Source organism: Kribbella sp. NPDC055071 (genome assembly GCF_053608045.1).
In genome coordinates, this window is record NZ_JBSGUS010000010.1 from 18,439 (window position 1) to 33,442 (window position 15,004).

Below are 15,004 nucleotides of genomic sequence, written 5' to 3' on the forward strand. Positions count from 1 at the left end.
GGTGTAAAAGGCGTCACCGGGACTTCATAGGCAGCGGCATGCACAGTTGCTTGGACACAGCCGAGTGCCACCAGACCGAGGATCAGACCAATGACCGCACCCGGTCGCGTCGCCCGCATTCCTTCCGCCCTCCCGAGCCATCACGTCACCGCATGCGACGGCCACACGGGCGGGCGGGCCTACGCAGAGCTAACGCTCCACGCCGACCCGATGTTACGGGACAATCACTCTCCGAGTTCGTAGATCCGAACCATTCCGATGCTGTGTCGCAACACGGCCAGCCGGTCCAACGCGGGTGACACAGGTCCGTTGCGGGCGTCGGCGTACAGCCAGCTCACGCCGTACTCGGTGCGCAGCCTCAGCAGCAGACCCGGAGTCGGTGCGGCGAGGGCCTGGTTCGTGAGTGCGACCCGGTCCGGCCACGGCGACGGCTGCACGGTGTATCGGCGTCCGCCGACGCCCTGCTCGGCCATCGCCTGGTTGGTATACGCCCAGCCCTCGATCAGCGTACGGCGACCGGCCAGACCGCTGACCAGGTATCCACGCGCATCGCACCCGGGCGCCAGTTGCCCGGCCGGTCGGCACCAGGTGTTGGTCGCGACCACGGCGGTCGGCGCGGAGTTCTTCCCCAGCCAGAGCGCGGCGTTGGTCTCGTCCGGGTACACCCGCCACTGTGGCGCCCGATACGTCGGCGCCTTCTCGGTGTCCCCATGGAGCGCGCTCTGCGCGAACGAACTGATCGGTGCGGTCGCCAACAGAATCAGTACGACGAGCAGTCCGCCGCCGGCCTGCCGGAAGAAGAGTCGCCACACCACCAACAGCACGATCGTGAATGCGAGGACCACCAGCAACAGCCGAGTGCTCAACCACAGATGCCGAGTTGGCGGTCCGGCCGGCACACCCTTCGCCCACACGAGCAGACCGGCATACACGACCGACAGACCGAGGGCGACGACGGAGATCGGGATCGGTCTCCCGGCCGCGCGCGCACTGGTCGCCGCGAACCACCCGGCGCCGGCCAGGCTGAAGGGCGCCGCGGTGTAGATGAAGTAGGACTCGCTCACGGACGGGTGGTCGATCAGCAGATACCCCAACCAGCCGGCGATCATCGCGCCGAGCAGGAACCACGCGATCGGGTCCCGCTGACCGGCGACCGCGAAGCCGACCCACGCCATCGACTGCAGGGTGAGCAGCAGACCCAGCAGCAGCGCCAGCGTCCCGAGCACGGCCCCGTGCGCCAGCGCCGGCAGGATCAGACCGCCGGCCCCTGGCGGCGTCGTGTCACCAGTCGCCGCGGTATAGACGGGCAGCGCCTTCAGCATCGCAAGGAACTGCACTCCAGAACCTTGAGTGCTGCCAGCAACCGTCAGCACCGTCGCGACTCCCACCGCCACCAGTGCGGCAGCCGCGATCACAATGCGCCGCGGCACTCGCCGGGTCGTCACCAGCAGGTACACCGCTGCCACCGCGACCGCCGCAACCAGCAGCGGCACGACTGTGGGTTTCGACCCACCGCCGACGATGGCTACCGGGACGACCACCAGCCAGGCACTGCTGCGCGCGTGAGCGAACAACAGGTCGATCAAAACCACGGCTACCGTCACTGCGGCGGCCATCCCGAACGTCTGCGACGGGCTGAGGAAGCTGACCGGTGCCGCCAGATTCACACTCGTGTCGACAAACAAGAACAACTGCGGCGCCGCCAACGCGAGTGCGGCGAGCACGCCCGTCCACCAGGTCCGGCTCACGATCCGCGCCAAGGTCGCGCAGACGAGCAGTACGACGACCAGCCACGGCAGCAACCACAATCGGAACAAGACCACCAACGGTGTCAGCCGAGTGATGTCCACTGCGCCGGCCATGTCTGCATTCGCGAACCAGTGGTACTCCAGCCGCTCCCCCGCGACCTGCGGCAACTCCGGCGGCACCGACCGAGTCAGCTCGTGCACCATCGACAAGTGATAGAGGAGGTCCGGGTAGTACGCCGTACCCGCCGGTGGCATCGGGTGGTAGGCGTACACGCCGACGCAGGCCGCGCCGACCATGGCCGCCGCTGACAGTGCCAGTCCCCAGGTCCACGCGACCGGCAAAGGTTTGGGCTCCGCGATGCGCCAGTACTGGCGCCCGACCACAGCGAAGGTGATCAGCACCAGCGCCGGCCAGATGATCAGCCAGCGTTGCCAACCGAGTGCCGTGAACACGGCCCAGCCGACCAGCTGCCAGGCCGCACCGACGACCGAACCAAGGCCGAGATCCTCCGCCCAATTGCCCGTGCTGCGCCAGGCCGCACGCAGCAGCAAGGTGCCGGGGAGTGCGATCGCGAGGGCGAAGTAGCCGGCGTACTTGACGATCGGGCCGGGCCCGACGTCGACCGAGGCCAGCCCGATGACTGCCGCCGCCAACGGCAGCAGCCAGGGGAGCAACCGCCTCATCTGTGGTCGGCCGGTTCCTTCTCGCTGGGTGCGGTGTCGAGACGGTGGCCGCGGTCGTCGAGGCTGTCGTACCCGACCAGGAACTGCGGCCGGCGCTGGCTGGACTGGAACAGCCGGGCCACGTACTCACCCAGGAGGCCGAGGCAGAACAGCTGGATCGCGCCGATGATGCTGACCGTGAGCACGGTCGACGTCCAACCAGGAATGCTGTGCCCACTCACCTTGATCACCAGGGCGCCGACCACGAACAGCCCGGACATCAGCCCGCCGAGCAGCCCGAGCCAGGTCGCCAGCCGCAGCGGCGCGGCCGAGAACGCGGTCACGCTGTCGAACGCCAGCCGGAGCATCTTGGTGAAGTTGTACTTCGTCGTCCCCGCGGCCCGCTCGGCCCGGACGTACTTCACCTCGACACTCGGGAAGCCGAGCCACGGGATCACCAACCGGAACACGCGTCCATCCTCGGGCAACGCGTTGACCGCGTCGACCACTCGACGCGACACGAGCCGGAAGTCGGCTGCGTCGTACGGGATGCCCTTGCCGATCAAGCGGCACATGAGCCGGTAGTACAGCCGGGCTGTGGTCCGTTTGGCCAGCGAATCACTCGAGCGGTCCGAGCGAACGCCGTACACGACGTCGACGTCCTTCGCGCGCACGGTGTCGAGGAACTGCCTGATCACCTCGGGCGGATCCTGGAGGTCGGCGTCGATCGTCACGACATACCGGCCGCGCGCGCGACGGAACCCGGCCGACTGGGCGGCCTGGTGACCGCTGTTGCGCAGCAGGCGAACGACGCGGAGCTGCGGCCAGTCCTCCGCGGCCGCCAGCAACAGCGCGGCGGTCCTGTCCCGGCTGCCGTCGTCGACGACGAGCAACTCGTAGTCGACACCGAGACCGTCGAGGAGCGGGTGCATCCGGTCGAAGAAGATCGGCAGCACCTCTTCCTCGTCGTACATCGGCACGACGACGGAGAGTTCGGGGGCGGTGTCCCGCATGGCTGCAGACCTTCCAGTTCAGTGGCCGGGGGTGTCTTCCTCTCTAACGACCACACCGAGCGCAGGGCACGCGGTCACAGTGGAGGTGAGACCGCGACGGCTCCGGTACGGCGTGGATCGCCAACCGCGAGCAGGCCTTCGGCCGGGTCCCAGAACGCCGCCGCGACGCCACCGAAGTACATCGAGTGCGGCGGCATCGGCCGCGTCGGCAGTGAGGTCAGGCCGGACACCTCGAGGTCGTCCTCGTAGTCGACGACCACATCCTGCCGAACGCGGACGTGCAGCCGCGGATGCTCGACGGCCTCGCGCAACGACATCCCACCATGCGTGTAGAGCGCGTAGACCTGGGCCAGCGCGGTCGGGATCCGGTCCGAACCGGGTGAACTGATCGCGAGCACAGCGCCGTCGCTCTCGCGGCGGGCAACGCTCGGCGCCATGTTCGACGTGAGCCGGGTGCCGGGCGCCAGGCTGTGCGGGCCGCCGTGCAACAACTCCTGCTCGCCGAGAGCATTGTTGAGCCAGATGCCGGTGCCCGGCGTGAGCACGCCGGACCCGTAGCCGGACGACACCGTGATCGCGCAGGCGTCACCCTCGTCGTCGACGACCGAGACCGTCGCCGTACTGGGAGAGGACAAGGCGCGGAGATCACCGGCGGCCGCGAGATCCAGGAGCTTCTGACCCTCCAGCTGCCGCTTGTCCTCCTCATCGAGCTCAGCGAGTCGCTGCCCGAGTACGGCGTACTGGACCTCGATCAGCCGCTCGATCTCGGACTGTCGCCAACTGCCGTCGGCCGGCACCCCGTCGAGCAACGACAGGATCGCGGCGGCCGCGACGCCGCCGACGGCCGGCGGCGGGTTGGTCGCCAGGCGCCAGCCGTTCTGCCGGACCGTCAGGGCCGGGCGTACGACGGCCTCGTAGGCGGCCAGGTCCTCAGCGGTGAGGATGCCGTCGTTCTCAGCCATGTCGCGAACCAGCAAGCGGGCGAGCTCGCCGGTGTACATGGTCTCGGCGCCCTCGCGGGCGATCAGCTCGAGCGCCTCGGCCAGCTCGGGGATCACGACCGTCGTTCCGGCCTTGATCACCGCGCCGTCCTCCTCGTGCACGACGCTGTGGCTCGGGCGGTGCCAGCCGAAGATGATCTCGTGGGTGAAACCGAGGTAGTAGCCCGAGGTGCGGCTCAGCGGGAACCCATGGCGGGCAACGTCGATCGCCGGCTGGACCACCTCGTGCCACGGTGCCTTGCCGGATCGCTGATGGGCGAGGTCGAGGGCCTTCATCCCGCCTGGGGTCGCCACGGACCCGTGGCCGACGGTTGTCGTCGTACCGCCGCCGTAGTCCGTGGTGATGTCCCAGACGCCTTGACCGAATCGCTCGGGCGGCAGGCCGCGGCCGGGCATCTCCACCCAGCCGTCGATCGTGACCGCGTCGCCACCGGCCACCTGCAGGGTGACAAAGCCGCCGGAGGCCGGTGAGACGACGCCGATCTCGTTCACCATCGTGACGAGGATGGCCGCGATCGCCGCGTCCACCGCGTTGCCGCCCTCGGCCGCGACCCGGACGCCGGCCTCGGCCGCCGCCGCGTTCGGCGCGGCGACCGCTACCCGTGGGTGACCCTTACTCATCGCGAGCCCCGGCCGGTCGCCTGGTCAGGCATGGTCAGCCGACTCGCTGGACGGCGCCGAAGCGATCGACCGCGACCTGGACCGCGGCCTGCCGCGCGTCGGCGACCTCGTTCTCCTTCAGCGTGCGGTCCGGCGCCCGGAACCTGAGCGCGAACGCGAGCGACTTCTTGCCGGCGCCGATCTGCTCACCGGTGTACAGGTCGAAGAGCCGGATCGACTCCAGCAACGCACCCGCACCCTCGGCCAGCGCCGCCTGCACCTCCGCCGCGGGAACCTCGGCCGGGACGATCAACGCCACGTCCTCCTTGGCCACCGGGTACGACGAGAAGGGCTTGGCGGTGATCGACTCCGGCGCGGCCGCCATCAACGCGTCGAGGTCGAGCTCGACTGCACTCGATCGCGCCGGCAGCCCGAACGCCTGGCAGACCTTCGGATGCAGCTCACCGGCATGACCGATCACCCGGCCGCCGACGGAGAACTCCGCACACCGGCCCGGGTGCCACGGCGCGAGCTCGACGTTCTGCACGCTGGCCTCGACGCCGACCGCCGACGCGATCGTCCGGCCGAGCTGAACGGCGTCGGCCCATCCCACCGGTCGGCCCTTGCCCCACCAACCGGTCGGGGTGAGCGAGCCGGTCAGCACCGCACCGACGTGTAGCGGCTGGTCCGGCAGAGCGTCGTACAGGGACTGGATCTCGGCGTCGGTCGGGCGATGCTCGACCGACAGCAGCGGTGCGGACTTCGTCTCCGGCTTCGGCTTGAAGACCAGACCGATCTGGTAGATCGCCAGGTCCGTGGTGCCGCGGCCGACGTTGCGCTCCGCGGTCCGGAGCAGGGTCGCGAGCAGAGTGGTCTGCATCGACGGCTCTTCGTCGGACAACGGGTTGACCAGCTTGACCGTCGTACGCCGTGGATCGTCGGCGGGCAGGCCCATGGCGTCGAAGTCGGCGTCACCCGTGAACGGGTACGACACGACCTCGGTCAGCCCGGCGCCGACCAGCGCGGTCGCGATCCGACGCCGGCGCCGCTGCGACACGGTCAAGCCTTGGCCACCCGGCGCGGGCGGCAGGATCGACGGCACGTTGTCGTACCCGAACAACCGAATCGCCTCTTCGGCGAAATCGTTGGGGTCCCGCAGATCCGGCCGCCAAGACGGCGGCGTCACCGCCAGCAGATCCTCGCCGCCGGCAACCAGTGCCGGAGCATGCACACCCACGGCCAACGGCGCCGGCTTGGCGTCCGCAGCGGCCGCGGCGACCGTGCAGCCGACCGACTCGAGGTGGCGAATCGTCTCCTCGACGGAGATCTTCGCACCGGCGACGCGAGCCGAGTGGTCGGCGCGGATCGTCACCGGCTCGGGCAGCGGGTGCGTGTCGATGACGGTCTCGTCCGGCTGGATCGTGCCGCCGGCCAGCTCGGCCAGCAGGTCGGCGACGCGCTGCGCGGCATACCGTGGCAGCAGCGGGTCGACCTCGCGCTCGAACCGCCGCGATGCCTCCGACGACAACTTGTGCCGCCGCGAGGCCCGCGCGATCACGATCGGATCGAAGTGCGCGGCCTCGATCACCACGTCGGTGGTCGCGGCGGAGATCTCGGTGGACGCGCCACCCATCACGCCCGCGACGCCGATCGGACCGGAGTCGTCGGTGATCAGCAGATCCTCGGTGTCCAGCTCCCGGGTCTGGTCGTCCAGCGTCATCAGCTTCTCGCCCGCGGTCGCCCGCCGTACGACGATCTCGCCGGAGAGCCGGGCCTTGTCGTAGCCGTGGATCGGCTGGCCGAGCTCGAGCATGACGTAGTTCGTGACGTCGACGCCGATCGAGATCGGCCGCATCCCGGTCGCGAGCAGCCGCTTCTGCAGCCACCGCGGCGACAACGCCTCCGGGTCGATTCCGGTCACCGTGCGGGTGACGAACACGCTGCAGGCTTCCGCATCGTCGACCCGCACCGGGTAGCCGCCTTCGCCCGATCCGGTCAGCTTGAGCTCAGCCGGATCCTTCAGCGTCACGCCGTAGGCCGTGGCTGCTTCACGCGCGACGCCACGGATGGACAGGCAGTACCCACGGTCCGGCGTGACTGCGATGTCGAGCACGTCATCGCTGAGGGACAGCAGCTCGATCGCGTCGTCACCGGGCTTGGCCTCACCAGCTTCCAGTACGACGATGCCGTGCGTACCGTCATCGCCCAGACCGAGCTCGGCGCTCGAGCAGATCATCCCGTTGGAGACATGTCCGTACGTCTTCCGCGCGGAGATCGCGAACCCGCCCGGCAGCACCGCGCCCGGCAGCACGACGACCACGAGATCGCCGACCTCGAAGTTGTGCGCACCGCAGACGACCCACTGCGGGTCGTCCTTGCCGATGTCCAACGAGCACCAGCGGATGGTCTTGCCGTTCTTCTGCGGCTCGTCCTCGTACGTGAGCACCTTGCCGACCACGAGCGGACCCTTGAGATCCGACTCCTCGACGGTCTCGACCTCGAGGCCGGCCCGGACCAGCATCTCCCCCACGTCGCGCCCGGTGACTCCGGCCGGGAGGTCGACGTACTCACGAAGCCATGACAGTGGGACCCGCATCAGATCTCCATCCCGAACTGGCGGCTGAACCGCACGTCACCCTCACCCATGTCCCGCATGTCCTCGACCCCGTTCCGGAACATCAGGGTCCGGTCCAGGCCCATGCCGAACGCGAAACCGGAGAACCGGTCGGTGTCGACGCCGCAGGCCCGCAGGACCCGCGGGTTCACCACGCCGCACCCGCCGAGCTCGATCCAGCCCTCGCTGCCACAGGTGCGGCACGGCCGGTCCGGGTTGCCGACGGACTCGCCGCGACAGACGAAGCACTTCATGTCGATCTCGGCCGACGGCTCGGTGAACGGGAAGAAGTTCGGCCGCAGCCGCGACTCCAGACCGGCACCGAACATCGCCTGCACGAAGTGGTCCAGCGTCCCCTTCAGGTGCCCGAGCGTGATCCCTTCGTCCACGACGAGTCCCTCGACCTGGTAGAAGACGGGCGCGTGCGTCGCGTCCAGCTCGTCGGTGCGGAACACGCGACCCGGGCAGATCACGTAGATCGGTGGCTCGCGGGTCAGCATCGAGCGGGCCTGCACCGGAGAGGTGTGGGTCCGCAGGACCTTGCCGGAGCCGACCGGCTCGACGAAGAAGGTGTCCTGCATCTGACGGGCCGGGTGGTCGGGCTGGAAGTTCAGTGCGTCGAAGTTCAGCCACTCGGCCTCGACCTCGGGACCTTCGGCGACGTCCCAGCCGAGCGCGGTGAACACGTCGGCGACCTGCTCGGAGATCAGTGGCAGCGGGTGCCGCGCACCGAGCTGGGGGGTGTGCCACGGCAGCGTCACGTCGACGCGCTCGGTGGCGAGCATCTGCTCCTCGTGCTCGGCCTCGAGAACGGCCAGGCGGCTCGCGAAGGCCTCGTTGATCGCCTTCCGGGCCGCGCCGATCCGCTGGCCGGCCTCCTTGCGCCCCTGCGGCGGCAGCGCCCCGATCTCCCGGTTGGCCAGCGCGATCGGCGACTTCTCCCCGAGATGCGCGACCTTCGCCTCCTGCAGGGCAGCCAGGTCGGCCGCCCCGGTAAACGCCGTCAGCGCCTCGTCACGGGTCCGCTCCAGCTCTTCGGCATGCAGCGGCGTCACTTCGACCGGGTCGTAATCAGTGTTGGGACCGGACATGGCTCGCTCTCGGGGTTTCGGAACATCTGCGACTAGCAGTCTAGAAACCACAACCCCAAGACCGTGAATCGGCGTCCACGCCCGGTCCCAGATCTATCGAGCTCCGGGAGGTTCTTGGGCCCGATCAGGGAAGAGATCTTCCCGGCCCTCACCGGGGCTGCGGAGGAACCGGACAGGCTGGCGCGCAGGGGTGGGGGTGGCCGGGCCAGCCGCGGCGGCGGAGGGTGGTGGCGACCTGGGATGCCGCGAGGCATGGGTTGCCGACCAACTGGTAGCCGAAGCGGAGGGTCACCTTGCCACTCGTCGCGGCAGCGTTGTCGCGGGTCATATCGCGCCAACGGTTGATCAGGTCCGCGTGACCGGCCTGGCCGTCGAGTTCGACGATCACGTCGTACGGCCAGTACTCGGCGTCCCTGTAGACGACCGAGCCCTCGGTCACGGCGCGGACCTGTCGTCGCGCCCGGGGCAGTCCGTGGGCGTGTTCGACGCGTCGACGGTAGACGTGCTCCAGGAACGAGTGAACACCCTCGGCCGCGTCGACCAGGATCCGGCGGAGGAGCCGACGCTTGGGCAACCACGAGAGCGAATTCAGCTCAGCAAGGATCCGCTCGGGCGTCGTGCACCGTTGCCGACACGCGTCGAGCAGTACCGCGGCCTGCCTCGACACATCCTTCTCGGCGCCGGCAGTGAGGAGCAGCGCGACTTCCAACCTCACCATTGGCGGCTGGCGGGACGTATGCAGAAGCGAGGGCAGTTCTAGGTGCCGTGTGACGACAACCCCCGGCTTCGGATCGACCCGTCGCGAGTGCGGCAGCGCGACCCGGATCCTGTCGTCAGCCCAGTCTCCGGTCACGCCGTACGCACGGATCGCGGTACTACCGGTCAACGCCGCGCCCGGCCCACACGCCAACCACGCCGCCCACATCCTGGTCTTCCACGGCAGCGGCCCGGTGAAGTCGACGTACACCCCGGTATGGACTCGCTGCACCCGGCGCGCGCGAACCCAGCGAAGCAAGATCTTGTCCGTTATTCCATGAGCGATCGCCTGCCTTCGGCTGAACGCGCCCGCCTGCCACCGACACAATTCCTCAAACCCATCCACGCCCAAGAAGATGCAGGCGCCATCCCCTCCCCGATCCCACTTCTTCCTCCCTGTGGACAACCGAGGGTCTGGTACGGCGTCCCCCTCGGAGGATCTCGTGCCATTTCGGGCGAGAGATCCTCCCCGGGCCGGGGTCAGGTCGTGGCGTCGGCCGGCTGGTCGTGGGGATGTACGGCGGGCTTGCGGGGTAGAACGAGGAGGGCGACCAGCGCTCCGGCCAAGGCGCCGATGCAGCCGACGGTCATCGAGATCTGCATGGCGTCGATGAAGGCGTGTTTGGCGGCGGGGAAGAAGTCGGGGCCCAGGGCGAGCGTGTCGGCGATGGACTTACGGGCCGCGTCCGGGACCGAGTCCGGCAGGGCCGCGGAGTAGGCCGCGGCCAGCACGCTGCCCAGTACGGCGACCGACAGCGCGCCGCCCGTCTGCTGGACGGTGTCGTTCATCGCGGAGCCCACACCGCGGTGCTCGGCCGGGACCGCCTGCATCAGGAGCGTGTACGCCGCTGGACCGGCCAGGCCGCCGCCGATCCCCATCACCAGCAGGCCGATGATGAGCAGCCCGTACCCCGAGCTGTCCGAGACCTGCGTGAGGATGCCGAAGCTCACCGCGATCACCGCCAGCCCGAGCGCGATGAGCGTCCGGTCGGCGAGCTTCTTGCCCAGCGTCGCGCCCAGTCCGTTGAACACCGCCGCGGCCAGCGCATACGGAATCAGGGCCAGTCCGGCCTTCAGGGGCGAGTACTTGAGCACGAACTGCAAGTACTGCGTCAATGCCAGCAACAACCCACCCGAGGTGAACGACAACAGCACGATCGAGAAGCTCGTCCCGCTGAACCGTCGATCCTTGAACAGCGCGAGTGGGACCATCGGATGCTCGCTCCGCCGTTCCCAGCGCACGAAGGCGACCAGCGCCGCCACGCCGATGGCCAGCAGCCCGAGCACCCGGCCAGAGGCCCATCCGTGCACCGGGATCGAGATGATTGCCCAGACGACCGCTGCCATCCCGACCACCGACAGCACCGCACCGACCGGGTCCACCGGCCGCGCCGGGCCTCTCGACTCCGGGATCAGGATCACGGCGCCGACGATCGCGAGTACCGCGATCGGCACGTTGATCAGGAAGATCGAACCCCACCAGAAGTGATTCAGCAGCGTGCCGCCCACGGTCGGGCCGGCGATCACGCCGACCATCGCGACCATCGCCCAGCCGGCCATCGCCTTGCGTTGCTCCTCCGGCGGGAACACCGAGAACAACAGCGACAGCGTGCTCGGCATCAGCAACGAGCCGCCGACGCCCATCAGGAAACGGCACGCGATCAGCTGCCAGGGCGTATCGGCCAGGGTTGCAATCAGCGACGCCGCACCGAAGACCGCCAGGCCGATCAGCAGCATCCTTCGCCGGCCGAACCGGTCCGACAGGCTGCCTGCGGTCAGCAGCAGGCCCGCGAACGCCAGGATGTAGGCGTCGATCACCCACTGGATGTCCGCGGGGGTTGCGTCCAGATCCCGCATCAGCGACGGGATCGCGAGATTGAGCACGGTGTTGTCGACCACCAGCACCAGCAGGCTCAAGCACAGGATCAGCAGGATCCACCAGCGTCGCGGATGACCCGTCGCGGAGGTGGACTCGAACGGTGTACTGGTCACTCGCACACTGTACGACAAACTCGAACGGTGTGCGAGAGCCTGTACTCTGACCGTGTGAACGAGTCGATCTGGACCCGGCAACGGGCCGCCGCACCAGGGCGGGAGACCCTCAGCCTGGATCAGATCGTGACGACCGCGATGGCCCTGCTGGACGAGGAGGGCGTCTCCGGTCTGAGCATGCGGAAGCTGGCCGCCAAGCTCGGATCCGGTGCGACCAGCCTGTACTGGCATGTGCCGACGAAGAACGACCTGATCGACCTGCTCATCGACGAGACCTGGGGCGAGATCGACGTACCCGATCCTTCGCTGGCCGGGTGGCGCGGTGGGGCGCTGCTGTTCGCGCACAGCCTGCGATCAGCCGTACTGCGGCACCCCTGGATGCCCGAGGTGATGTACACCCGGCCGAGCGTCGGACCGAAGGCGATGAGCCTCGGCGCCCGCGGCATGATGCTGTTCGGCGCGGCCGGCTTCGCCGATCACGAGGTCGACCGCGCCATGAGCTGTGTGATGTCGTACGTCCTCGGCACGGCCAGTTCCGAGGTCGCCACCCGCGAGATGGTCCGGAAGTCGGGCCGGTCCGCGACCGACTGGATGGACCAACTCCGGCAGGAAACCCAGGCCATCGCCGACGAGTACCCGCAGCTGCAGGAGTCCGTCGACCGACGGCTGCGACAGGGTTTCGACGCCAGCCTCACCGAAAACTTCGCCTACGGCCTCGACGTCCTCCTCGACGGCCTCCAAGCCCGCGCGAAGCCGTCAAACCCTTCCGCCTGAGTACAGCAAGCTTCCGTGCCGTCGCCCGCACGCTGACGATGACGAGAACGTCACCTCAGCGAAGGGAGTGCGCCATGGCGAACCGCGGCGGCTGAAGCTGACAGTCAACCGGGGGCCGGGCTCGCGCCGATCCCCCAGCGGCGTGAGGCCGGCCCTCGCTCTTGTCAGCGGGTGAGACCGAACCACGGTTCTTTGGACAATTCTTCCTGCAAGACCTTTCGGTCGCCTTCGCCGGCGACGCGGGCGGTCAGCTCCCGGGCACGATCCAGCTCGGCGCGAGCGGCGGCGGGGTGGCCGGTCGCGGCGAGAGCTCGGGCGAGGGCTTCCCGGGCGAAGGGTTCGTCCCAGTCGCTCATCTGCTCCGGAAACGCGAGTACGAGCTCGAGGCAGCGACGCGCGTGCTGCAGTCCGATCTCGACGCGTCCGATCCGCAGCGCGACCCGCGCGATCAGATGCTCGCCACGGGCGTGGTTCGCCTCGTTGCCCGCTTCGAGCCAGTGCAGGCAGGCGGCGTACGCGCCGTACAGCAGCCGTTCCTGATCCCCGACCGGGCTCGTCTCGTCGATCTCCTCGAGCAGGTCCCAGGTCTCGTTGTTCAGCTCGACCCCGAAGTACCTGTGCAGCTCGCGACCCTCAACCAGCTCGGTGGCCACCTTCTCCATCAGCTCGCCCCAACTGGCCAGCCCGTACTCGCGCGCGATCGTCAGCTGCGCGTCCCGCAGCGTGAAGCCGGCTTCGTCGTACGACGGGTGCTGGACACGCACCCGCTCGATCGCATCCGGCCGCCCTTTGCTCACCGCCTTGCGCAGCTCCTTGGCCCGGGCACGCAACTGACTCAGACTCGCCTTGGCGGGCAGCGGCACAGTCGACATCAAAGATCCTTCCAGGACACCCCGCTCCGCTGACCAGGCCGTCCCGAAGGGTTCACCGACCGAGTAGATCCCACTCTCATCCAGGTGCACTCAGTGCTTGCCGCGAAGAAGAGGCGCCCTGGCACGCGCTACCCCAAACCTGCCACGCCCCAACCCAACCCGTCAACCAACTCATGTCGCATAGATCGGGTTGGTCCAGGCGCGGGCGCCGGTTTGGTCTTCGACGGTGACGCGGAAGTGGGTGTTGTGGAAGTAAGACAGCGGCAGGGTGCACTCGGTGAGGTCGGTGCCTTGGGCAACTTCTGCGCCGGGGTGGCCGCCGGTGACGAGGATTTTTGTGGCGGGTGAGCAGCGGATGAGGATCGTGTCTGCGTCGACGTGTACGTCGTACAGCTCGGGGCCGGTGCTGGAATAGAACTGGCCGGCCTTCAAGGCGGTCAGGAGTGCGTCGGGGTCCAGGGTTCCGGCGCGGACGTGGACCCAGGCGTGGCAGGGTGGCGGATCGTGGGGTTGGAGGTGGGCGTCGTCGGCGGCGTACGTCGTGAGCCGGTGGCCGCGATTGAGGAGGACGTCGGTGAGGTGCCAACTGTCGCCGCGGTTCTCGCGATGGGACAAGGCGTTCTCGACCTCGACCGCGTGGGCGGCGTCGAGGCTCTCCGCGTCAGCCAGGGTCAGCAGGGATGCGGACGGGTGGGCCATGCCGATGAAGGCACCGGCGGCACGAGCGCGGCGAGCCAGCTCAGGGCCGGTTTCGGTCTCGCCCGGTGGTTCGAAATGCAGCGGGAGGCCGACCGCGATGATGTGCCACTGCTCGCCCGCCTCGGTCCGGGGCGCGTGAAGTTCGGCTCCGATCAGCGTGGTGAAGCCGTCCGATCGCAGGTTCCGCGTGTCTGTCACCGGGAAGTCGTACTCGGGCCGGAAGTGATCGGTGATCGCGACGAAGTCGTAGCCGGCGTCTCGGTAGACCGCCGCAGTCTCGGCGGGCGACAGCGCACCGTCGGACACATTCGAGTGCGTGTGCAGATTGCCGCGCCAGAACCGGCCCGGCAGATCGAACGTCACCGTCGTTGCTCGCGGGCCGAGGCGTAGAGGCAGATGGCTGCGGCGGTGGCGAGGTTGAGGGACTCGGCGCGGCCGTAGATGGGGACCTTGACCGAGTGGTCGACGATGGCGTTGATGTCGTCGGGGAGGCCGTGGGCCTCGTTGCCGAAGAGCCAGACGGTTGGTTGGGCGAGCGTGCCGTTGTCGATGCAGGTGTCGAGGTCGGTGGCGCCGTACCCGTCCGCGGCCAGGATCTGCAGACCGTGCTCACGCCAGATCGGGGCGGCTTCGTGGATGTCGACGTCGGTGCTGATCGGGACGTGGAAGATGCTGCCGACGCTGGCCCGGACCGCCTTCGGGTTGTGCGGGTCAACGGATTCCGACGACAGTACGACGGCATCCGCGCCGGCGGCGTCCGCCGTACGGATCAAGGTGCCGACGTTGCCCGGGTCGCGGACCTGGACCCCGGCCGCGATCAACCTCCCGGTCGGCCGGAACGGCACGGTCACCAACGTGCAGACGGCGACGACGCCCTGAGAGGTGACGGTCTCGCTCAGCGCCTCGATCGCGGCGCGGTCGACCTCGAGCCACGGTACGCCGGCGGTCGCGGCCAGGTCGTGGAGATCGCGATGGCGCTCGGCGACCGCTGGTTCGGCGTACACCTCGACCACGAGCTCGCGGTGCTCGAGGGCTTCACGGACGGCCTGCGGTCCCTCGACCAGGAAGCGCCCGGCCTTGCGGCGGAACGCACGAGTGGCGAGCCGCCGGGCCTGCTTGATCCGCACGGACTGTGCGGTCAGCAGACCAGGGCTCGCCACTCGGAGTGCTTACTTGAGGGG

At 68.8% G+C, this 15,004-nt stretch carries 11 protein-coding genes; 1 reads left to right on the forward strand and 10 read right to left on the reverse strand.

What is annotated here, in order from left to right:
- Positions 1–224 precede the first annotated feature (224 nt).
- From ACWF4Z_RS17895 to ACWF4Z_RS17925, 7 genes are all read right to left on the reverse strand, one after another.
- Positions 225–2,432, reverse strand: coding sequence for a hypothetical protein (locus ACWF4Z_RS17895; protein ID WP_452244169.1), 2,208 nt, complete (start codon positions 2,430–2,432; stop codon positions 225–227).
- Positions 2,429–3,424 (reverse strand): glycosyltransferase family 2 protein, encoded by a 996-nt coding sequence (locus ACWF4Z_RS17900; RefSeq protein WP_452244170.1) that lies wholly within the window; start codon positions 3,422–3,424, stop codon positions 2,429–2,431. Before ACWF4Z_RS17900 ends, ACWF4Z_RS17895 begins: the two co-directional genes overlap by 4 nt.
- 74 nt (positions 3,425–3,498) lie before the next feature.
- Positions 3,499–5,046, reverse strand: coding sequence for a gamma-glutamyltransferase (locus ACWF4Z_RS17905; RefSeq protein ID WP_452244171.1), 1,548 nt, complete (start codon positions 5,044–5,046; stop codon positions 3,499–3,501).
- Between the two features lie 34 nt (positions 5,047–5,080).
- The gene (locus ACWF4Z_RS17910; protein ID WP_452244172.1) at positions 5,081–7,621 is read right to left on the reverse strand and encodes a phenylalanine--tRNA ligase subunit beta; all 2,541 of its coding nucleotides are present in this window, start codon (positions 7,619–7,621) and stop codon (positions 5,081–5,083) included.
- Complete coding sequence (gene pheS / locus ACWF4Z_RS17915) at positions 7,621–8,730, reverse strand: phenylalanine--tRNA ligase subunit alpha (protein WP_452244173.1); 1,110 nt, start codon at positions 8,728–8,730, stop codon at positions 7,621–7,623. Before pheS ends, ACWF4Z_RS17910 begins: the two co-directional genes overlap by 1 nt.
- 148 nt (positions 8,731–8,878) lie before the next feature.
- Positions 8,879–9,718: a hypothetical protein gene (locus ACWF4Z_RS17920; protein WP_452244174.1), complete on the reverse strand. Its 840-nt coding sequence runs from the start codon at positions 9,716–9,718 to the stop codon at positions 8,879–8,881.
- 248 nt (positions 9,719–9,966) lie between these two features.
- On the reverse strand, positions 9,967–11,478 hold the full coding sequence (locus ACWF4Z_RS17925) for an MFS transporter (protein ID WP_452244175.1): 1,512 nt from the start codon (positions 11,476–11,478) through the stop codon (positions 9,967–9,969).
- A 54-nt stretch (positions 11,479–11,532) separates the two neighbouring features.
- Here ACWF4Z_RS17925 and ACWF4Z_RS17930 point away from each other — a divergent pair, with 54 nt between their 5' ends.
- A complete protein-coding gene (locus tag ACWF4Z_RS17930; RefSeq protein ID WP_452244176.1) occupies positions 11,533–12,252 on the forward strand; it encodes a TetR/AcrR family transcriptional regulator in 720 nt (239 codons plus the stop codon).
- Positions 12,253–12,416: 164 nt separating this feature from the next.
- Here the strand turns inward: ACWF4Z_RS17930 and ACWF4Z_RS17935 are convergent, their stop codons facing one another.
- The 3 genes from ACWF4Z_RS17935 to ACWF4Z_RS17945 form a co-directional block, all read right to left on the reverse strand.
- Entirely contained in the window at positions 12,417–13,124 is a 708-nt protein-coding gene (locus ACWF4Z_RS17935; protein ID WP_452244177.1) for a hypothetical protein, read from the reverse strand.
- Positions 13,125–13,295: 171 nt separating this feature from the next.
- Entirely contained in the window at positions 13,296–14,186 is an 891-nt protein-coding gene (locus tag ACWF4Z_RS17940) for a CehA/McbA family metallohydrolase (protein ID WP_452244178.1), read from the reverse strand.
- Entirely contained in the window at positions 14,183–14,983 is an 801-nt protein-coding gene (locus tag ACWF4Z_RS17945; protein WP_452244179.1) for a TrmH family RNA methyltransferase, read from the reverse strand. The genes ACWF4Z_RS17940 and ACWF4Z_RS17945 overlap by 4 nt, the downstream gene beginning before the upstream one ends.
- Positions 14,984–15,004: the final 21 nt, after the last annotated feature.